The sequence below is a fragment of the Psychromonas arctica DSM 14288 genome (genome assembly GCF_000482725.1).
Classification (GTDB): domain Bacteria; phylum Pseudomonadota; class Gammaproteobacteria; order Enterobacterales; family Psychromonadaceae; genus Psychromonas; species Psychromonas arctica.
In genome coordinates this window covers 293,991-315,646 of record NZ_KI519478.1, presented here as the reverse complement: position 1 = coordinate 315,646, position 21,656 = coordinate 293,991, and the positions used below count along the sequence as shown (strand labels likewise).

The 21,656-nt window shown below is 37.0% G+C and carries 19 protein-coding genes; 7 read left to right on the top strand and 12 right to left on the bottom strand.

Annotation, left to right across the window (positions count from 1 at the left end):
• Positions 1-506 precede the first annotated feature (506 nt).
• The 4 genes from H592_RS0114900 to rpoE are packed head-to-tail and all read right to left on the bottom strand — an operon-like array spanning position 507 to position 3,078.
• Positions 507-944 carry a SoxR reducing system RseC family protein gene (locus tag H592_RS0114900; RefSeq protein WP_028869469.1) on the bottom strand — a complete coding sequence of 146 codons (438 nt, stop codon included), beginning with the start codon at positions 942-944 and terminating at the stop codon, positions 507-509.
• A complete protein-coding gene (locus H592_RS0114895; RefSeq protein ID WP_028869468.1) occupies positions 944-1,948 on the bottom strand; it encodes a MucB/RseB C-terminal domain-containing protein in 1,005 nt (334 codons plus the stop codon). Before H592_RS0114895 ends, H592_RS0114900 begins: the two co-directional genes overlap by 1 nt.
• Positions 1,949-1,956: 8 nt before the next feature.
• Positions 1,957-2,487 (bottom strand): sigma-E factor negative regulatory protein, encoded by a 531-nt coding sequence (locus H592_RS0114890; protein WP_028869467.1) that lies wholly within the window; start codon positions 2,485-2,487, stop codon positions 1,957-1,959.
• A 12-nt stretch (positions 2,488-2,499) separates the two neighbouring features.
• Positions 2,500-3,078: an RNA polymerase sigma factor RpoE gene (gene rpoE / locus H592_RS0114885; RefSeq protein ID WP_028869466.1), complete on the bottom strand. Its 579-nt coding sequence runs from the start codon at positions 3,076-3,078 to the stop codon at positions 2,500-2,502.
• A 168-nt stretch (positions 3,079-3,246) separates the two neighbouring features.
• Here rpoE and nadB point away from each other — a divergent pair, with 168 nt between their 5' ends.
• The gene (nadB, locus tag H592_RS0114880; protein WP_028869465.1) at positions 3,247-4,875 is read left to right on the top strand and encodes an L-aspartate oxidase; all 1,629 of its coding nucleotides are present in this window, start codon (positions 3,247-3,249) and stop codon (positions 4,873-4,875) included.
• Between the two features lie 2 nt (positions 4,876-4,877).
• Here nadB and H592_RS0114875 read toward each other — a convergent pair whose 3' ends face one another.
• Positions 4,878-5,333: a protein YgfX gene (locus H592_RS0114875; protein ID WP_028869464.1), complete on the bottom strand. Its 456-nt coding sequence runs from the start codon at positions 5,331-5,333 to the stop codon at positions 4,878-4,880.
• Positions 5,305-5,556 (bottom strand): FAD assembly factor SdhE, encoded by a 252-nt coding sequence (locus H592_RS0114870; RefSeq protein WP_028869463.1) that lies wholly within the window; start codon positions 5,554-5,556, stop codon positions 5,305-5,307. The genes H592_RS0114875 and H592_RS0114870 overlap by 29 nt, the downstream gene beginning before the upstream one ends.
• Positions 5,557-5,715: 159 nt before the next feature.
• On the opposite strand from H592_RS0114870, the gene ygfZ reads away from it, so the two are divergent.
• From ygfZ to H592_RS0114850, 4 genes are all read left to right on the top strand, one after another.
• On the top strand, positions 5,716-6,693 hold the full coding sequence (ygfZ, locus tag H592_RS0114865; protein WP_028869462.1) for a tRNA-modifying protein YgfZ: 978 nt from the start codon (positions 5,716-5,718) through the stop codon (positions 6,691-6,693).
• Between the two features lie 210 nt (positions 6,694-6,903).
• Entirely contained in the window at positions 6,904-9,426 is a 2,523-nt protein-coding gene (locus H592_RS22470; RefSeq protein WP_051369196.1) for a class I adenylate cyclase, read from the top strand.
• Between the two features lie 147 nt (positions 9,427-9,573).
• A complete protein-coding gene (gene metJ, locus H592_RS22465) occupies positions 9,574-9,855 on the top strand; it encodes a met regulon transcriptional regulator MetJ (RefSeq protein WP_037071902.1) in 282 nt (93 codons plus the stop codon).
• Positions 9,856-10,235: 380 nt separating this feature from the next.
• Positions 10,236-10,535, top strand: coding sequence for a hypothetical protein (locus H592_RS0114850; protein ID WP_051369195.1), 300 nt, complete (start codon positions 10,236-10,238; stop codon positions 10,533-10,535).
• Between the two features lie 78 nt (positions 10,536-10,613).
• Here the strand turns inward: H592_RS0114850 and H592_RS0114845 are convergent, their stop codons facing one another.
• The gene (locus tag H592_RS0114845; RefSeq protein WP_028869460.1) at positions 10,614-11,237 is read right to left on the bottom strand and encodes a bifunctional 4-hydroxy-2-oxoglutarate aldolase/2-dehydro-3-deoxy-phosphogluconate aldolase; all 624 of its coding nucleotides are present in this window, start codon (positions 11,235-11,237) and stop codon (positions 10,614-10,616) included.
• 30 nt (positions 11,238-11,267) lie between these two features.
• On the bottom strand, positions 11,268-12,203 hold the full coding sequence (kdgK, locus tag H592_RS0114840) for a 2-dehydro-3-deoxygluconokinase (RefSeq protein ID WP_028869459.1): 936 nt from the start codon (positions 12,201-12,203) through the stop codon (positions 11,268-11,270).
• Between the two features lie 602 nt (positions 12,204-12,805).
• On the opposite strand from kdgK, the gene H592_RS0114835 reads away from it, so the two are divergent.
• Both H592_RS0114835 and H592_RS0114830 read left to right on the top strand, forming a co-directional pair.
• The gene (locus H592_RS0114835; RefSeq protein WP_028869458.1) at positions 12,806-14,944 is read left to right on the top strand and encodes a heparinase II/III domain-containing protein; all 2,139 of its coding nucleotides are present in this window, start codon (positions 12,806-12,808) and stop codon (positions 14,942-14,944) included.
• A 2-nt stretch (positions 14,945-14,946) separates the two neighbouring features.
• Entirely contained in the window at positions 14,947-17,139 is a 2,193-nt protein-coding gene (locus H592_RS0114830; protein ID WP_028869457.1) for a heparinase II/III domain-containing protein, read from the top strand.
• Between the two features lie 160 nt (positions 17,140-17,299).
• Here H592_RS0114830 and H592_RS0114825 read toward each other — a convergent pair whose 3' ends face one another.
• From H592_RS0114825 to coaBC, 4 genes are all read right to left on the bottom strand, one after another.
• A complete protein-coding gene (locus H592_RS0114825; protein WP_028869456.1) occupies positions 17,300-18,013 on the bottom strand; it encodes a FadR/GntR family transcriptional regulator in 714 nt (237 codons plus the stop codon).
• Between the two features lie 474 nt (positions 18,014-18,487).
• Positions 18,488-19,300, bottom strand: a complete 813-nt coding sequence (gene mscS / locus H592_RS0114820) for a small-conductance mechanosensitive channel MscS (protein ID WP_051369202.1) — start codon at positions 19,298-19,300, stop codon at positions 18,488-18,490.
• Positions 19,301-19,388: 88 nt separating this feature from the next.
• Complete coding sequence (gene slmA, locus H592_RS0114815) at positions 19,389-19,991, bottom strand: nucleoid occlusion factor SlmA (protein WP_028869454.1); 603 nt, start codon at positions 19,989-19,991, stop codon at positions 19,389-19,391.
• A 396-nt stretch (positions 19,992-20,387) separates the two neighbouring features.
• Positions 20,388-21,635 (bottom strand): bifunctional phosphopantothenoylcysteine decarboxylase/phosphopantothenate--cysteine ligase CoaBC, encoded by a 1,248-nt coding sequence (gene coaBC / locus H592_RS0114810; protein WP_028869453.1) that lies wholly within the window; start codon positions 21,633-21,635, stop codon positions 20,388-20,390.
• Positions 21,636-21,656: the final 21 nt, after the last annotated feature.

Below are 21,656 nucleotides of genomic sequence, written 5' to 3'. Positions count from 1 at the left end.
TAAGTTGCGACTCAATACTACTGACTAAAACTTACTGCTAATCACTTATATAAATATAAGAAACTAACAATTTATTATTCTGAAATAATGAATTATTTCGTGTGTCACTATTATTGATGTTGCCTTTACAAGAAAGGCTGTAACTTTCTGCAAGCAGAAGAATTACATTTTTGATTTTTTTGAAATCACATCAACAACAAGTGCTCACACAGATTGTTTGATTAAATTGTTAAAGAGCGTGCCTTTCGGCTAGGCGGCGTATATTACGCGCCTTTCGAACAATGTCAACGTCTTATTTTAACTTAATTTCAAACCGAAGCTTGAGTCGTTATTTGCGCTTGTTTTGTTCTCAGTTCAAGTTAGTCGCTGTTGCGTCATCCCTTGTCTGTGCGGCGTATTATAGGGATCGCGAAAGCATTGGCAAGCGTTTATTAACGTTTTTTATGAATATTATTCCGAATGCTTAATTAACAAACAAATCGATTAAAATAGCACGTTTTACGATGCTATTTTGTACTGATCAATTTGTTTAGGCTGTTACTAGGATACAACTTAGAGGAAACGACTTTAGCGACTAGGGTGCCAACAAACAATGACAGCAAAGAAATGGCGATAACGAGAGGTTCACTATTGGTAAACAAGTAGCTAATTGAGCTACCTAGGACAAATGCTATCAAAGGAATAATATAAACAATCATTGAGCTTTTAACGATATCTTTATTTTCAATTAATAATTGTATCGACTCGTTAATTTCCATTCCTTCTTTATACGGCATCGATAAATGATGAGAACGATCACTTAATCCTTTTGCTACAACACCAACTCCACAATTATCATTACTGCTACATGATTTACAAGCTGACTTTGAAATACACTCTACCACCGCTGTCTTTTCACCATTAATTATTTTGATATCAATAATGCGGCCGGTTTCTTGAATCATTATTTTGCAGCCTTAATCGATGCAGCAATTTTCTCAGCAGTAAGCAGTGGAATTTCACCTATGACATTCACTTCAATATTTTCTTGTTGTTTTGTATATAGCAACGTCCCACCTCGCTGAATAATATTCTGCTGTTGTGTTAACGTACTCTTCTTTGTTGATATGTAAACAGAGACAGAAACAATACCGTCATTAATCATGATATACGAGATTGGATCTGTATCATGCAGCATTAATTTATGCTGATCGTCTTTTATAATTTTAAAACCCGGAGGCAACCAAGTTAACTCCCAAGGAGCCACATCTTTAACGGTTGTTTGAGGTAAGTGCAAAACATCAGGTGCTTTCTGATCACTCATCCTTTTAATCCAAGGATTAATTGATTCAGTGACATTCAATGAAACAACCATAGTTTGTTCAAGTATCAGGTTAGATTTGTTAATCGTTTCCAATCGTAGTGGTAAATAACTACCTAGATCCAGCCAAATAATATAACTATAACGATACATATCTTTGCTTGTCATTCTAATAGCAATAGATCTTTTACCTGCAATTCTACTTTTTCCTAAGATAAGGTATTCGTAGTTTTTGTTGCCGCTCTCAAAATTAAAGTTAGCAATATTTGCAAACACACTATGGTCTCGATTTGTCACTAAGCTATAAGCTTGATTACCCTGTTGGTAATAACTTATTTTACCGTCAAATTGTAAGGACTCACGTATTCCGCCATTTAAATAACAAAAATAGGCAATACGTTGTCCGTCAAGAACACCATGAATAAGTTGCTTAGGCTCTATTTGATTTTGTGCAGTATTAAGATAGAGCAGCTCATAATTTAATTCTTTATAAGCTTGCTGCATCTTTTTTAAATAAGTTAACGCTGATGGTTGAACTTGTTTTGTTATGATTTGTTGTGTCGCTTCTTCTTGATTCGCATATAATTGCGGCGAAACTAAGAATACAATTACTGAAAATAGTACAACTAAAAATGATCGATGTTTCATCGTTTACCTTAAGGCTGTACTTGCAACTGCAGCTGATGATCTTTAAGCAGCGCTTCTAAATGTTCATTACGCTCTTTGATATCACTTTTAGTTTGTACGGGTTTAGCTTGTAAACTCACTGGTGCAGCAGCGCCACCAAAAGGTACGGTATTAAGTACAGGTGTCACACTTGGATCTGTTGCTACATTTTGATTGATCATTAAACTACTGACCACCACAACGCCAGCGACTGAAGCTGCAATTGCATATTGCCCAAAGCGTTTCATAAAAGGCACAACATTGCTTTCTACCTTTTCAGGTGTAGCAACCGGTACAATTTTATTATCTTGGGTTTCATTAACAATGACCGCCATTACGCTGTTGGTGATATCAATTCGTAAATCCAAGCCTTCGCTTTCATCACGCATTACATCGCCGATTAATTGATATCTTGAAAACTGTTTCTGTGACTCAGTATCATCAAGAATATGTTTAATCACCATGTCATCATGCAACTCATTATCAATGAGTGTTGATATATCTTGTGAGTATTCTTTCATTATTAATTCCAATTAATGTTCTAATAAAGGTTTTAACTGTTTATCTATCGCTTCACGTGCTCTGAAAATGCGAGATCTAACGGTACCAATTGGACAACTTTCAATTTGCGCAATTTCGTCATAACTCATACCTTCTAGTTCACGTAATGTAATTGCTGACTTTAACTCGTCAGGCAAATCTCCAATCACTTTTAAGATCACTTGCTTTACTTCCTGAGAATGTAAAATAGCCTCAGGGTTTGCATCATCTTTTAAAGCTCCACTGCCATCATAGCTATCAGCCTCTTCTGCATCGATGTCTGATGCTGGCGGGCGGCGGCTTTGACTTGTTAAATAGTTCTTAGCTGTATTCACTGTTATTCGAAACAACCAAGTATAAAAAGCACTATCACCTCGAAAGTTAGGTAATGATTTATACACTTTAATAAACACTTCTTGTGATACGTCTGGTATATCACCAGAGCTACGTACGTAACGTGTTAATATATTAGCCACACGCGTCTGGTACTTACGTACTAATAATGCAAATGCTTGCTGCTCACCATTTTGTATACGCTGTATTAATTGTAAATCTAATTCACGCTCATTCATTGAGCTTTTCTACCTATATTTATAGTGAGCTATCGATTCTCACAGTTATGACTTTTATAAAAAAAGAAAGTTCCAAATAAATTCAAAACAAAGGGATTTTTGGATAAACTCCATAAGTACTCGGAATTGTTAGTTAATCATTTTATCCAAAATAGAGCATATAATGCCATGGCAGAAAATAAAACAACAACTGAACATCAATATACTTGTGACGTTTTAATTATCGGAGCAGGCGCAGCCGGTTTATCTTTGGCATTAAAAATAGCCACTCACAGTAATGTGAGAGTATTAAGTAAAGGTAAGCTTTCAGAAGGATCAACCTACTATGCACAAGGAGGTGTCGCTGCTGTTTTCTCAGATGATGACAGTACCGACTCGCATTTTGAAGACACACTTGTCGCTGGCGCAGGCTTATGTGACGAAGACGCTGTTCGTTTCACGGTTAATAACGCGAAAGAAAGCATGCAATGGTTAATCGAGACAGGCGTCAATTTTGATACCGAGGTCAATGACCAAGAAGAAACACAATATCATCTAACACGAGAAGGTGGTCACTCTCACCGACGAATCTTACACGCAGCCGACGCCACTGGCCGAGAAATCGAAGAGTCTTTACTCGCTGCAGTCAAGAAGCACCCTAGAATTACTTTAATGGAAGGCTTCAACGCCATTGATTTGATCACCACTCGAAAACTAAACCTTCCCGCCAATAGAGTATTGGGTGCTTATGTATGGAACCGTACAGCAGAACGTGTAGAAACAGTAAAAGCACATTTTGTCACCCTCGCAACCGGTGGTGCAAGTAAGGTATATCAATATACCAGTAATCCTGATGTATCAAGTGGTGATGGTGTCGCGCTAGCTTGGCGTAGTGGTTGTCGCGTAGCCAATATGGAATTTAATCAATTTCATCCCACTTGTTTATATCATGCCGACGCTAAAAATTTCTTACTCACTGAAGCATTAAGAGGGGAAGGAGCATTATTATTGCGTCCTGATGGCACTCGATTTATGCCAGACTTCGATGAGCGTGGCGAGTTAGCACCGCGCGATATTGTTGCACGTGCAATAGATTACGAGATGAAGCGTTTAGGTGTTGATTGCATGTACCTCGATATTAGCCATAGACCTAAAGAATTTATTGTTAAACACTTTCCTACAATATATCGCCGCTGCCTACTACTCGGTCTTGATATTGCACACCAACCAATGCCAATTGTCCCAGCTGCGCATTATACCTGTGGCGGCGTGATGATTGATCATCATGGGCAAACTGATATCGATGGCCTATATGCCATTGGAGAAGTAACGTATACCGGCTTACATGGTGCAAATCGATTAGCCTCAAACTCACTGTTAGAATGCATTGTATACGCGCATGCTTGCGCCAAAGATATCCTTAATCGTATCCCTTTTTATGAGAATAGGAAGTTTGCAACTATTCCAGATTGGGATGATAGCCAGGTTGAGAATTCCGATGAGCAAGTTGTGATTCAACATAACTGGCACGAATTACGTTTATTTATGTGGGATTATGTTGGTATTGTACGTACCGATAAACGCTTACAACGTGCATTACATCGTGTTGAACTACTGCAAAGCGAAATATCTGAATATTATAGTAACTTTAAAGTTGGCAATAATTTACTTGAACTAAGAAACCTAGTTCAAGTAGCCGAATTGATTATCAAAAGTGCAATACAAAGAAAGGAGAGTCGGGGTTTGCATTACAACTTAGATTATCCTGAGCAAAATGATGATCCAAAACCAACCATTTTAAATCCAGATAAAAATTAGTGCTAACTGGTGCTGTTGATAAGCCGGGCAAGTAATCGATACTCGCTATCAGTGACACTATCATGAAACACAATAAACCACTTCCTAGGTTTATTGTGTTTGGGTTTGTTGTGTTTATCGCTCACTAATAATGGATCATTCACTTCTACACATAATAATAAGATCCAGCCATTATAAAATGAGCGCGCACTTATATCGCCGGTAACCTTAATGGGTTGATTAACTTCAATCTCACCGCTTTCAGATAATCGACTTGAAAAAGGCAAAAAGGGCAAGGAGTAAACAATATAGAAGGCCGTACTCAAATAAGCCAATAGACATAAAAGACTAACCCACCCTATTCCCCATAACAGGATAAACAAAAAAGCGATGGTCAAGAAAAAGATCATCGCCAAGGCTTTGGCGATGAATGAGGGTTTATTATGAATATTATATTTTAACGCGTTTGAGGATAACATCGACAATTTCTGCAAGTTCAGGATCAGGGCAAACTTCATGCCCCATAAACCAAGCAAATAGTTCAGGGTCTTCACATGTTAATAAACGATGAAAATATAATTTATGTTGATCGCTTAACTCGCTATAAGCCTCTTTTACAAAAGGCATGAACAATACATCAAGCTCTAACATACCACGACGACAAGCCCATAATAAACGAGAAAGAGAAACCTCTTCTGGCATGACTGATACTTCCTTTTAAAAATATGAAAAAATGGAGGAATTTTTTATAAAGTGCACAACATCATAACAACAACATTTTATTAACAGCAACTACTGACAAAATAGGTTGTGAGCTATAACATTGTAAAAAAACAAATTCGTCCAATAATGAGGCCAAACATGCTAACACTTAGTCAACTTGAGAACATTAGCCAACTACCCGACTTAGTTCTTTGCCCACTTAATAGCTGGGATTTAATCAGTGTAACAGGTGAAGACCGTGTTGCCTTTTTACAAGGCCAATTAACCTGTGATTTAGAAAAATTAATCCCCGGTGAACAAACTTTAGCTGCCCATTGTAACCCGCAAGGTAAAGCATGGAGTGTTGCACGGGTTATTATTTTAGAAGACCGCATTTTATTAGTTCAACCCAGCTCCGTATCAACAGTACAATTACCGGAATTGAAAAAATATGCCGCGTTCTCAAAAGTAACCATACAAAAAGAAACAGAGTACCAAGCATTTGGTTTAGCGGGATGTAAATCTGCGCAATATATTGCAGAACAGGTAGATACTGCTGCGACTCATGATACTAGCCGATTACTTGATAGTGGCACAGTACTAATAAAGCAACCTTACCCTTCATTACGCTATTTAGTGATCATGAAAAATGATGCAGCCGAAGAATTATTACTCGACTTAAAAGATAAAGCTGTTGTCTTCGATGATAGCTTATGGAATGCCATGAACATTGCCGCAGGCACAGGTTTTATTCAAGCAGAAACGTCTGCACAATTTGTACCGCAAATGCTTAACCTACAAGCACTAAACGCAATTAGTTTTACAAAGGGCTGTTATATCGGCCAAGAAACCGTGGCTCGAGCTAAATACAGAGGAGCGAATAAACGCGCCTTATTTATTTTAACCGGACGTTCACCAGAGAGTCCAAAAACAGGACAAACAATCGAAGTATTATTAAATAATAATTGGAAACGAGTCGGTACTATTATTTCTGCATGCCAATATGGAGATGATCATATTGAGCTGTTAGCTGTTCTACCAAAAGATACCAATCCTGCAGATGTTTTTCAGGTGAAAGAGATTGAAGGCTCTACTCTTTATTATGCTCCACTTCCTTATCAAATTGATGAAGATTAAAAATCAAACTGCCTCTGGCATTCCGGAGGCAGTCATTATTTTCTGATACTTCAAGTTGTCAAAACCATACCTGTTACCATGCCAAATACATTATTTTTTTAAACCTGAGTGCTAACCAGTATATATTTCCAACAACATGAATTAATGCTATTATGGTCACACTTTTTTTATGGTGAAGTGTGATAAACACCAGTAATAATGGAACATAGCTTGAATCAAGAAATCATCCAATTACGTGACAAATCAGACGAGTTTTCTCGGCTACGCGTAAAATCTGCTTTAGCATTAATGAAAAAAGATGAAGCGGATGTTTTTCAAAGTTTTCCATTATTACTCCACTTTAATACCCCTTCAATGCCAGGTTATATCGAAGGCGATGTGCCGACCGGTATTTGCCAGTTTAGTCCAACCAAAAAACACCAACTATTAGCTCAACAATTATTTGCTACCGAATTGCCTGATAATGAAGCGACACATTGTGAAATTATTGGTTTATATGCGATGGGCAGCACGTCATCTATTGGGCAATGTTCTGAAAGTGATTTTGACGTTTGGATTTGTTATTCACATACACTGGATAAAAAACGTGTTGCCCTTCTTGATAAAAAAGCATGGGAAATAACTTACTGGGCGGAAAGTTTAGGCGTCGAATTAAACTTTTTCCTCATTCCTGATAATAAGTTTCGCGTTAATAATCAGTCAGAACTAAGTAATGAATCTTGTGGCACTTCGCAACATATGTTGCTCTTAGATGAGTTTTATCGCACTTCTTTGCGAGTTGCCGGTAGACGTATTTTATGGCGTCAAATCCCGCACCAACATGAAAAAAATTATGATGAATATGTGAAAGAACTTCATCAGACAGGGCAAATTAATATTGACGATTGGTTAGATTTAGGTGGATTACATCGCGTCCCCGCGGAAGAATTATTTGGTGCCACCTTATGGCAGTTGTACAAAGGTATTGATAACCCTTATAAAGCAACATTAAAAACTATTTTAATGGAGGCTTATTCTTGGGAATACCCAAACACAGAACTAATTTCAACCTCCTACAAAAAAAGTTTTCAAGAACAAGACTCCTATGATGAAGAGTTAGACCCTTATTGTTTAATGCTTAAGAAAGTGAGCGACTACTTAATCAGTATTAATGATTTACAACGTCTAGAATTAGTTCGTGTCTGTTTTTATTTTAAAACAGAAGAGATGATATCTAAGCCTTCTTGTAATGATAATAGCGCTTGGCGTCGTAGTATATTAAACAAGCTGATTAAAGAATGGGGTTGGACTGATAATCAAATAGCAGATCTAGACAATCGCAATAATTGGAAAATTCGAGAAGTACAACAAGCCAATGATTTACTGCTCGACTCGCTAATGCTCAGCTACAGTAATCTCATTAAATTTGCACGTGACAATAATATTAGCGAATCAATTAGTGCCGAAGATATTGGAATTTTATCACGCAAGCTTTATGCCGCACACGAAACATTACCTGGTAAAGTAGATATAATTAACCCAAATATTTCACCTAACTTGATGGAGAATAATCTCAGCTTAATCCAAATTCCAGAACACCGAAAAAACAAAGCGGGTTGGTATTTATTTAACAGTACGTTAGATACCTTTGAATTAGCAACGACTCCTTGTATTGGTTATTCTCCATATTTATCAAAATTAGTGGCTTGGAGTTATGTAAATGGACTTTATGATGAAGATACAATGCTGCATTTATACAACCAAGGCTCTGATTTAGTAGATAAAAACCTTAACCAATTTGGAAAAGATTTATATGCTGTTTTTCCTATATATGAACCTAAAGCAAGTGATAAAGCATTAAGTGCCCCCTGTGCGATTAAACATTTATCAATATTCTTAAATGTAGAAAAAGACCCGACACGGCACTGGCAAGACACTGAAGAAAGTGAGCTAAACCAAATTGATAATGTAATGGCTTATGGCGAGCATAAAGAGAGTTTAATAGGTAGTATCGACTTTATCTACCGCAACTCATGGAATGAAGTACGTACCTTACACTTTAATAGTCAATTCTCAGTTGTTGAAGCCTTGAATACCATTCTTTCAAAAATGCATCAAGATGCATCACCGCCAAATCAAATTGATTTATTTTGTTATAGCAGACACTTTAGCGAACAAATTTGCCAATCTTTTGGAAGTAAGTTAAATGAATTTATTCAATTACGCTTACATACTGTTCATACTCGCTCCGTACAAACATTATGGACCGGCGGTAGAAAATTTGGTTTTTACTTTGAACGTAAAGGCGTTTCACTACAGCACTTGGAAAGCGCAGTAGATATCTATAGCCACATTTCTAAAAAGAAACTATCAGCGAGCACGGTCAATTTAAAAAATACACATTTTGATCAAACAGCCAATGTGATCGAATCGCATATCAGTGAAGGTTTAATTCAATTCTTTTTTGAAAACTATAGTAATGGGTTTAATGTTTATATTGCCAATGCAGAAAATGATATTGAGACATTTTTAAACTTCGCAGGATCTAAAAACGAGTTTGTACAGAACGTAAATCGTTTTTATGCTTCCAACAGCCATGTTTCCAATCAACAAGATGATCAAATTAACTTTAACTTGCCACAGTTTTATGACATTACTCTCAATGAAGATAAAACCTTATCTTTAAATCCATTTAAAAGCGTAACACTGACAACTTCTAATGAAGATTTACTGTCTGCTCTTAGTAACCAATAACCCACTGTAAAGTTAAGCGTTCACTCCCTGCTCCTATTAATATAAAATCACCATTAGATTGCTAGACTTCTAGCCCTCTTTACGTTCAGATTGCTATGTTAAAAATCTCAGGGTAAAATGAAGCATATTTTTTAAAAGGTTATTATTATGTCAACAAAATGGAATGGTGAATATATTAGCCCTTATGCTGAACACGGCAAAAAGAGTGAACAAGTAAAAAAAGTGACGGTATCAATCCCTACTAAAGTCCTTAAAATATTGACCGATGAGCGAACTAGACGTCAAGTGAATAACTTACGCCACGCAACTAATAGTGAGTTATTATGTGAAGCATTTTTACATGCATACACGGGACAGCCCCTACCCGAGGACGATGAACTAGATAAAACACAAACAGCACTGACAACAGATACACCAGAAAAAGAATAAATATCTGATTATTAATAAATAATACCCTAACATACTGCTTCTTCTTTATTCAGGGTTGACCACTGAACTTTAATTATCAAGATATAATATGACAGTCTCAATTTAACGTTCGCCACCTTGCTGAGAACTGGCGAGAAGTTTTGTAAAAAAATAAACAATATCAACCTAAAGTTGTTCTCTTCACATGCACTAAAATAATTTACTCATTATCATTTTTGTTAACTACAATTATTGATGATAATTCAGGCCATAGTCATTAGCCGTAATAAGAACCATAAATTTATGCGGAGCGATGAATTATTTAATCAATTAAGCTTTAATGGAACAAAGTCATCAATAAGTCTATTCAATTAATAGAGATGCTATAAAGGTGGGTAATAGTGCAAGATTTTATTCAATATATTATTTTTGGAGGAGGTTTATTTGCCGCCCTCTCTCTTTATTATTTTACATTCCATCAATCACCTAATTTAGATAATTGGCAAGATCTGCCTTATTTGGAAGATTATTTAAAAAACCATCCCGATTGTGAAATTAAAGGCCAAAAAAATGCGAAATGCTGCTACTGCCATTCAGGTAAGGTGCAATATAAAGCAGCAAAATCAAATAAAGAACATCATTATCAACACTTTTGTAGTGCCTGTAAAAAGAACTTATTTAGAAGCCGTACGTTAAGCTAATTCAATTTTTGATACTTAAAAAAAGCCTCGATTAAATCAATAATCAAGGCTCAGTTTATAAAAATTAGGAGTAAGTAATTAAGTTAGAGACGCAACAGCCTCTTTAACCAAAAGACCAATTTTATCCCATTCACGGTTATCAATTAAATCAGCAGGTACCATCCATGTACCACCACAAGCAAGTACTGCATTAATATCTAAGTATTCATTAATATTTGCAGGTGAAACCCCGCCCGTTGGCATAAAGCTAACAGGATAAACAGCAGTCAATGATTTCAACATTGCAACACCACCTGAAGGGCCAGCAGGGAAGAATTTTAATGTTGTTAATCCCATTTCCATTGCTTGCTCAACCAGAGATGGGTTATTAACACCAGGGATAATTGGCATTTTACGTTGCTGACAGTATTTAACCGTAGTTGGATTAAAACCAGGACTAACAATGAAGTCAACACCAGCGTCAATCGCTTGATCAACAGTTTCACTATTTAATACCGTACCTGCACCAATCAACATATCAGGAAATGCTGCACGTAAATTTTTAATTGCTTGTGCCGCAGCAGGCGTACGGAAAGTTATCTCCGCACATGGCATACCATTTTCAACTAATACTCTACCTAGCGGCACTGCATCCTCAGCATCTTTAATTGCGATAACAGGGATAACTTTTAGAGCTTGTAGTTTTTCATTTAATGTTGTCATTTTTAATCCTATTGAATATTTTAATAAACTTTAATCGACAAAAGGTGCTGTATATTGCACATCAATTAACGCACCTTTATGCTGAATAACAGTGCCTGCTAACTGATGACCTTTTTCAGCCGCAGCAATACTTGACTCGCCTAATATACGTTTTGACATATAACCGGCAGCAAAAGAGTCACCTGCAGCCGTTGTATCAATTACATTTTCAGGTGCAATTTTAGTCGCCGCAACACTAATAGAATCATCAGCAGTAACAATTAAACATTCACTGCCTCCTTGTTTGATGACAATCTCTTGCACACCTAAAGCACGGGTTCGTGCTAAACAATCTTCTATACAAGTATCACCAAAAAGCGCTTGTTCATCATCAAAAGTTAATAAACCAGTATGAGTAACAGATAAAATACGTTTGAAGCTTTCTGCTGCTTGCTCGGTAGAATCCCATAATTTAGGTCGGTAGTTATTATCAAAATAAACTTTACCACCCGTCGCTTTATAACGACTCAATATATCGTAAAGTTTTTCACGACTCTGGGCTGGTAAAATAGCTAAGCTAATACCTGACAAATAAATAGCATCTTGTGTGAGTAACTGTTCAATTAACTCATCACTTGCCGTTTCCAGCCAGTATTTTGCAGCGGCATCGTCACGCCAGTATAAAAAGCTACGTTCACCAGTATCATCCGTCTCAACCATATATAAACCAGGTTGCTTAGTAGCAGAGCGTTGTACAAACTGAGTATTAATGCCTTCTAAAGACCAACTATCAATCATTTCTTGACTGATTTTATCCTGACCTAACGCAGTAACGTAACTAACATTAACGGCTTTACCTACGCTTAAGCGCGATAGATAAACAGCGGTATTTAATGTGTCACCGCCAAAGCTTTTACGCCAAACACCATTAATTTCTTGCAATTCAATCATACATTCGCCGATTAAAGCGATATTTAGCTCACCCATTAGTCACCTCTTTTATAAAAAATGGAACCATTACTACCCTCTACTCATTAAAACCATTACTCATCTCAGAGTTCTTGCTGGTTTTATTTATAAAATCAGCAGTTTATTTTTAATAATGTAAAAGCATATTATGCACAACTGACTTTTCTGTGCTCATCCATATTATGGTATTGGTTGGAGCAAACTATTTTCAATTGCTTAACTCAACCAGATCTCTGTTTCTGTTCTTTAAATAGGGTTCAAATTGTACATTACACACCCTATTTTGTAATACAAAAAGACACTATGTGTGATCCAGATCATCTGCGAATATGACAATTAAAATAAACACTTTAAGATCAAAAAGATAAAATAGACTAAATTATAAAAGTTTAATCAGCCAATTAAATACATCTATAAAATTTATAACCAACCCATTGAAAATAAGTAGCAAAAAAATTTAAAGAAAGAGAATTAATAATAATTTTACGGTGACCGTTATACATTTAAAAGTGTAAAAATAGAGATCTCATTCTTAAAAACAAAAAAAACTTGTGATTTAAAATCTTATTTGTATTACTTTATAACATGAATTTTTTACTTAAATATGCAATGAGGTAATAATGTCTAGCAACGTCAACGCAGTGCTTATGGACCAACAAGAAATCAAAGCAATCCAACAACAACTTAGCAAGCAAAGCTTAATGGGCCGCAGCCTTGATGCACTTATTATCGACACAGATAACTATCTTACACAACCAATAGACGTACCAGGGCACAGCCCTGCTGGCGGTTACGCACATAATAAACATCAACAGAATTACAAGTATATTGATCAAGCAGGTCGTTTATTTTTGATCACTGGTGAAGAAAAATATGCACAATTTACAGCAGACCTCTTAACTCAATATGCACATAAATATCTAGCACTAGGGTTTCAAGTACAAAGAAACACTAATCCACCAGGGCGCTTGTTTCACCAAATGTTAAATGAACATGTCTGGTTATTATATTCGAGCTTAGGTTACAGCTGCATTAAACACTGGTTAACCGAAGCACAGCGCAAACACATTGTTGAACAATTATTTGAACCCATGCTAGAAGTTGCAACGGTTAGATATGACTTTGATTTTGATCGCATTCATAACCACGGTGTTTGGGCAGTGGCTGCAACAGCTGTATGTGGCGTAGCAATTGAACAAGATAAATATATTGATTTGGCTTTACATGGTTTAGCTGGCGATGACATACAAGGAGGCTTCCTTGCACAGCTAAGCAATTTATTTTCACCTTCAGGTTATTATATCGAAGGTCCTTATTATCATCGATATGCTATTCGTCCTTTATGTTTATTAGCTGAATTAACTCAACGATACCGTCCAGAGTTGGATATATTTAACTTTAAAGGTCAAGTGATTGGTAAAACCATTCAATCATTATTATCGACGGCTTATCCAAACGGTGTGTTTCCATCATTAAATGATTCATCGAAAAGTATGGATATTAAAGATGAAGGTGTAGTGATTGCTGTGAGTTTATATGCAAAACATTATTCTGAAGATAAAAACCTTTTTGGTATTGCTAAAATTCAAGATCAAATCTGGGTGAGCGGTTGTGGAGCTGCGTTATCACAAGCATACGAAGCACAGGACTCAGTTGAATTACCTTGTTTACCAAGCGTTGAATTAAGCGAAGGCCCTGATGGTGATAAAGGTGCACAAGGTTTTATTCGCATGCAAACTGCGACTGGTGACATCAGTCAATTAGTAATGAACTACGGACAACATGGTATGGGCCACGGTCACTTTGATACGCTAGGCATGACTTACTTCAATAACAACCAAGAAGTACTGCGTGATTATGGTTTCGGTCGTTGGGTTAATATCGAGCCTAAGTTCGGTGGTCGTTACTTAGATGAAAATAAATCTTATGCGCGCCAAACGATTGCTCACAACTTAGTGTCTATTGATGCAAGTTGTCAAAACAACTTTGATGTTGATACAGCGGATAGCAAACACGGTATTCCTCATTTCTTTGTTGGTAAAGGTAAAGTACAAGCAATGAGTGCTTATGCTGATGACTTTTATCCGGGTGTTGAGCAACAACGTTCATTAGTATTAGTTGAGCATGAGCAATTAGCACAGCCACTACTTATCGATTTATTCCGCCTAAGCAGTGAAAAAGCACATCAATACGATTACTCGTTACAATACCGAGGCCAAATCATTCGCACCAATGTTGAACATAAACAACACGTAGCTTTAAACCCAATGGGTGATGATGCAGGCTACCAACATTTATGGAATGAAAGCGAAGGTCCAGCACAAGACACTACCTTAGTTAGCTGGTTACAAGGTAGCAGTTACTACACATGGTTAGGTGCAGCATCAAGCGATGATACGGTTTACTTCACACGCACAGGCGCTAACGATCCGTCATTTAACTTACGTAGCGAAACCAGCTTAATACTTCGCCGTAAGAACGCTAAAAACAGCTTATTTGCTAACGTAATCGAAACACACGGTTACTTTAATGAAGCAATCGAAGCAAGCTTAGATGCACGGGGAAAAATTCACACTATTAATATTATTGGCTTTAATGAGCAAGCGACCGTTGTCGATATCATTGGAGAAGGTATTGCATTAACCGTGATGATTAATAATGACCGTCATGTAATAGCAGACAGCCAAACCACTATCGAATTTAATAATCAAACATACAGCTTCCAAGGTTTTGTTGCTGTAAAAAGTAAAGAGGTTTAATCATGAGTTACCAACCATTACTAATGAGCTATGAACAAGCAGCTGACTTACGTCAATACGTAGGCTCTGACTCACTGATTGGTCGTTCTATTGCAGAAGAGATTAAAACACTTGAAGCTTACATGCCGATGGGTATCGAAATTCCTGGACACGGTGAAGCAGGCGGTTACGAACATAACCGTCATAAGCAAAATTACATTCATTTAGATTTGGCGGGTCGTTTATACCTGATCACTGAAGATAAACGCTACCTTGATTATGCAACAACTATGTTGGTTGAATATGCAAAGGTTTATAAACACCGTGAGCTCAACATTAGCCGTGACTCAAATAAACCAGGTCGTTTGTTTCACCAAACATTAAACGAAAATATGTGGATGTTATATTCATCATGCGCTTACTCTTGTATTCGCCATAAATTAACTGAAGATCAACAACAGTTAATTGAAAATGACTTATTCAAAGTCATGCTTGAGATGTTTGTGGTCACCTATGCAGAAAACTTCGATATCATTCATAACCACGGTCTATGGTCAGTGGCGAGTGCAGGTATTTGTGCTTATGCCATCAATGACCAAGCGACGGTAGACAAATCGTTATACGGCTTAAAAGGTGATAGCGTTTCGGGTGGTTTTATTGCCCAGTTAACACAATTATTCTCGCCAGATGGTTACTACATGGAAGGTCCGTATTACCATCGCTTCTCGTTACGTCCCATTTTCTTATTTGCAGAAACAATTGAACGTCGCCAACCACAAGTCGGCATTTATAAACTAAAGAATGAGGTTATTAAAACAACAGCTTACGCTGTTATGTCAACAGCATTCCCAGATGGTACCTTACCCGCATTAAATGACTCATCTCGTACCATGGATATTAAAGATCTTGGTATTTTGTTAGCAACAAACATCTGTTTTGACCGTTACGATCAGAATGAAACCTTACTGGCTATGGCTAAACATCAAGGCCATGTGTGGGTTCATAATACTGGTGCAACCCTTTCGAATGCATTACAGAACAATGCAGAGGTACCTAACTTTAACTGGGGTAGCTTAAGCTTAACTGATGGTGCAAAAGGTGAATGCGGTGGCGTTACCATTCTACGTCATCGTGATGCTAAATCTGATGATAGCATGGCGTTACTTTGGTATGGCCAACATGGCAGTGATGCAAAACTTCACTCTGCATTAGATCATGGACATTTTGATGGTTTACACCTAAGTCTGTTTAACAATAATCAAGAATTCATTAATGATTACGGTTATGGTCGTTGGGTTAACATCGAGCCTAAATTTGGTGGTCGTTACATTCCAGAAAACAAAAGCTACTGTAAACAAACTATTGCACACAATACCGTAGTAGTTGATCAAATCAGCCAAAACCAAGGTAGTACAGCGATTGCTCAACAGCATAATGGCGAAAAACACTTCACACTATTATCTAATAAAGCGTCTAATGAAACAGGCGATGGTAAGCTGCAAGCAATGAGTGCTTTTGCACGTGATTTCTATACCGGTGTTGACCAACAACGTACCGTGATCATGCTTGAGTCAGAGGAGTTTGAAAAACCGCTTATTATCGATCTATTCCGTATGATCAGTGAAGAAGAGCACTGCTACGATTACCCAGTTCATTATAACGGACAAATCATCCGTACTAATTTTGAGTATCAAGCACATAAAAGCTTAAGCACAGTGGGTGATGGCTATGGTTACCAACATCTTTGGAACCTTGGTCAAGGTAAAGTAGAAGGCTCATCATTAACCACTTGGTTAATGGGCAATAGTTACTATTCATTAATCAGCAGCGCCAACAAAGACAGTGAAGTTATTTTTACTCGTACTGGGGCAAATGATCCTGATTTCAACTTACGCAACGAGCCAATGTTAATGCTTCGCCAAAAGGCAGCCAATCACTTATTTGCCAATGTGTATGAAACACACGGCTACTTTAATGAAGCGATAGAAGCGAGCCTAAATGCCCGTGGACAAGTTGTATCCATTGATGTGTTATATTCAAATAACAATGCATCGGTGATCAATATTAATTTAGTTGATAATAAGTATATTAAAGTTTGTGTCAGTAATCTTACCGATGTAGATAAACATACTCAAAATAGTGTGGTCATTAAAGGTGAAACGATTACCTGGACTGGGCCTATAGCAATATTTAATGATTCGATCACGAAGCGTTAATAGCTATGAATAATGAAGAATATACAATGGATATTTATTACGATTGCTAAGTACCTTAATACAAAGCAAAAAACCGCTATTAGTCATAAACTAACAGCGGTTTTTTGCTTCGTTACCAGCCAGCTATCGCTACTTGTTAAGCAATATTAGCTAAGTAATATTAATTACTAGTAGGAAGACGATGATTAGTGTTTTTCAATAAAATCGCATTTGCTTCGCGCGCTTTATCTGCATCACCAGCCATAATGGCAGAATAAATGGCACGATGCTCACCAATACAAGTGCCGCCCTTCTCTGAAGAATGACTGATAAAACTTCTAAACATGGTACATAAGACGTTAGCAAACGGTAAATAGAAGCTATTACCCGTTGATAAGAAAACAAGACGATGAAACTCCATATCCACTTCCATCCATTTTTGCGCATCGAAGTTTTTAGAAATATAATCCATTTGTTGAAAAGTAGCAGATAACAAAATTCTTTGTTGTGCCGTTGCATTTTTTGCAGCAAGAGCCGCAGCTTCAGGTTCAATGGCTTTTCTTAACGCTAAAAACTCTTGGTAAACGATTTCGTTATCACCAAGGTCGATAACCCAATCCAGTAATTGAGCATCTAAAAAGTTCCAATTGTCTCGACTTTTAACACGCGTGCCAACCTTAGGTTTAGATTCTAATAAGCCCTTTGAAGTTAATAATTTAATAGCTTCACGCAAAGCTGTACGACTAACACTAAATTGCTCACACAGGACCATTTCACTTGGAATAATCTCATTTTGAGCCGCTTCACCAGATAAAATTTTACGTGCAATTTCACGTGCAACTTGAACATGTAGGCTGCGTTTTGATCCTGCAATCTGTATGAATGGGTTATGCATAATTTCTCTTTTCATTTAACAATCAAGGTTTATTATAGGATAAATATAAATGGTTAGATATAACTAACTAAGCCAACAACTGTCAGCTATTAATGTTATACCTTATCAATTTTTATCTCATTATTTAATGACTGATATTATCTATTGACGGATTATCTATTGATGATTTGGCTATTGATTAATTAGCTACTGCAGATACTACACCACTTATCTATTCACAACATATTTTTTGTGGACTTTAAGCTTGATTCAGAGAATCATGATTAAAGAGTGTAGGCGAGATCAAACTTATAGGCTCATTACTTCTCAAAATGAATTGCTCTCAAATATTCAAGGTCACAATATAAGTCCTTAAATATGGCAAATTTCTAATTGTAAAACACTAAAAAGAATGAAGGACAAATAAATGGACATAGCTAAAAACAAAAAACCAGCCTAAAAAAGCTGGTTTTTTATTCTGATAATAGTGATTCACTATTTATCCATATGCACATCCATTTGTGGAAATGGTATTTCGATTCCGGCTTCATCTAAGCCGTTTTTAATCGCTTCCATCAATTCAAAACGAACAGGCCAATAGTCAGGTCCATTAACCCATGGGCGAACCACTAAATTAACACTTGAGTCACCCAACTCCGCGACTGCAACTTGGGGTTCAGGAGACTTTAAAACCGCATTATTGGCTTTAATAACAGCTTCTAAAACGGCTTTTGTTTTTGCTAAATCTGCGTTATAGCTCACTCCGATAATTAAATCAATACGACGAGTAGGCTTACGAGAATAATTGATTATATTGCCACCTAAAATAGCTGAATTAGGTACCACTACATACTTATTATCTGCGGTAGTTAATGTTGTTGAAAATATCTGTACAGATTCGACAACACCCGCTGTACCAGCTGCTTCGATATATTCCCCAGCTTTAAATGGACGCAAAGCAATAATCAAAACGCCCGATGCAAAGTTAGATAAAGAGCCCTGCAATGCTAAACCAACTGCTAAACCAGCCGCACCAATAATCGCTACAAAGGAGGTAGTTTCAACGCCAATTCGCCCTAATGCAGCAATAACAACAAATGCAATAATGACATAACGTACCATATGTGAAACAAAATCAACGATCGTACTATCTAACTTACGCTTTGTTAGAATCTTATGTAATGTGCCAGCGATAAAACGAGCAACCATCAGACCTAAAACAAGTGTTGCAATGGCAAAAACAATATTCATACCATAAGCAATAATAAGCTCTTGATTATCTGCAATCCACTCTACGCTGTTGTTTATTACGTCTACATTTTGTTCAATCGTATTGGCAACTGCATCAACTGCCGAGGCAACACTTCCTTCCTGTGACATAGTATGACTCCTCTAATTAACTTTGTAATAACTGCTTATGAAAAAACAGCCATTGACTTTTAAAATGTTGAGTTGGTTTTTGTTTAAATTGAGAACGAACAAATTGATTAATACGACCTTCTATATAAGCCAATAACAAATTAGCTAAGACACCTTCATCCATATCAAATTTTTGACCATCTGATGTAGGGCGCTCTCGAAGCGTTTGTTTTAATTGGGTTTCAAGTTTAGAAAAAACATGTTCGATACGAAGTTGTAATCGTTCATTTTCACCTAACAATGCATCACCACTTAAAATACGTGTAATACCGGGATTTTGCTCTGCAAAGCCCAACAAAAAATGCACAATATGTTCAATTCTCACAAAGGTATCTTTCTTTTGCTCTTTGATAAGATTGATATGACTAAAAATAGCGCTTTCTGTGAAGTCAATCAACCCCTCAAACATGCGTGCTTTACTTGGGAAATGACGATATAAGGCGGCCTCTGATACCCCTACTTCTGCGGCTAATTTAGCCGTTGTGATACGTTGACCCGGTTTTCCTTCAAGCATAATAGCTAGCGCACTTAAAATATCATCCTTTCGGTTTGCTTTTTTATTATTGTTTTTTGCAACCATCTTAATAACTTCCTTTGTTATCTTTACTTTTCTTTTTATTGTTATTGTCATTATCTTTTTTGTAACTATCTATCTGAATGCACAACGCCACTTTTACCACGATCTGTTTCCTCAAAAATATTCACCCCACGTCACTACTATTTTTATAATAATTAAAAACTAACGGCATCATCATCTAGTGGTTATTAGCTTGAACGCTAATTAACTATGGGTGCAACAAAGCCATTAAATCCATTAGTTTACGCTATGTTTATGGCCAAACCACTAAAAGCGCAATAGCGATGGGCAGCTATATGAATTGCAATCTCTGTCTAACTCAACGATGTTGAAATATAACTTAGGCCCGATTACGATAAAACTAAAAAAACGCATCACTTGTTTTAGCAACAAGTGAGTTTAATTTGTGTCGTTACTCGGGTCTTGAGAAGAAGATTTAAACTGCTCACTAATAACTTTAAGCAGTTGAATAGCAACTTCTTTCTTGCTGCTTAATGCAATATCAAAACGTTGTTTTTTAGAAAAAACAGTCAATGCATTATTATCGCTATTAAACCCTTGATCACTTATTGAAACATCATTAGCAGCAATTAAGTCTAAATTTTTACGTTGCAATTTACCTAATGCATAAGCCTCTACATCATTTGTTTCAGCAGCAAAGCCCACGCAAAAAGGACGATTAACTGCCATCGCCACATCAGCAATAATATCTGGATTTTTAACCAAGGTTAATGTGATTGAGTCAGTATCACTTTGTTTCTTCATTTTTTCGTCATGGACTTGCTGTGCACGATAATCAGCCACTGCAGCACAAGCAATGAATATATCTGCATCAACAATTGAAGCAAGTGCAGCTTGATGCATATCAATCGCACTTTTTACATCTATACGTTTAATACTAGAAGGTAGAGTTAATTGAACTGGTCCAGCAATTACGGTCACATTAGCGCCCATATTTAACGCAGCCTGCGCCAGTGAAAAGCCCATTTTTCCAGAGCTATGATTACTAATATAACGCACAGGATCGATCGCTTCTTGGGTTGGTCCCGCAGTGATCACAATATTAACACCTGCTAAAGATTGATCCGCAGGCGCAAAAAAATCACAACATAATTGAACCAAGTCAGGAACTTCAAGTAAGCGACCAGGACCAACATCTCCACACGCTTGTAAGCCTTGAGCGGGCCCCCATATATGTAACCCACGTGCTTTTAATACCTTTAAGTTTTCTTGGGTTGCAGCCGCTAAATACATCTGTTGATTCATGGCAGGAGCAATCGCAATAGGCGATGGACTCGCTAAACATAACGTTGTAAGCAACTCATCGGCCATGCCAGCGCGTAAACGAGCAATCGCATTAGCAGTGGCTGGGGCAATTAAAATTAAATCAGCCCATTTGGCTAATTCAATGTGCCCCATACCGGCTTCTGCTTGGGGATCTAACAAATCATCGTAAATGACATGCCCGGAAACAGCCTGCATTGTTAAAGGGGTAATAAACTGTTTAGCTGAAGCAGTCATTACAATGCGAACTTGCGCGCCTTGATCAATCAGACGACGGGTTAATTCAGCACTTTTGTAAGCAGCAATCCCACCACAAACACCCAACAGTATCTTTTTCCCTTCAAGGGGTAATATTGACAACATAAGCTTCTCAACAAAAATAAT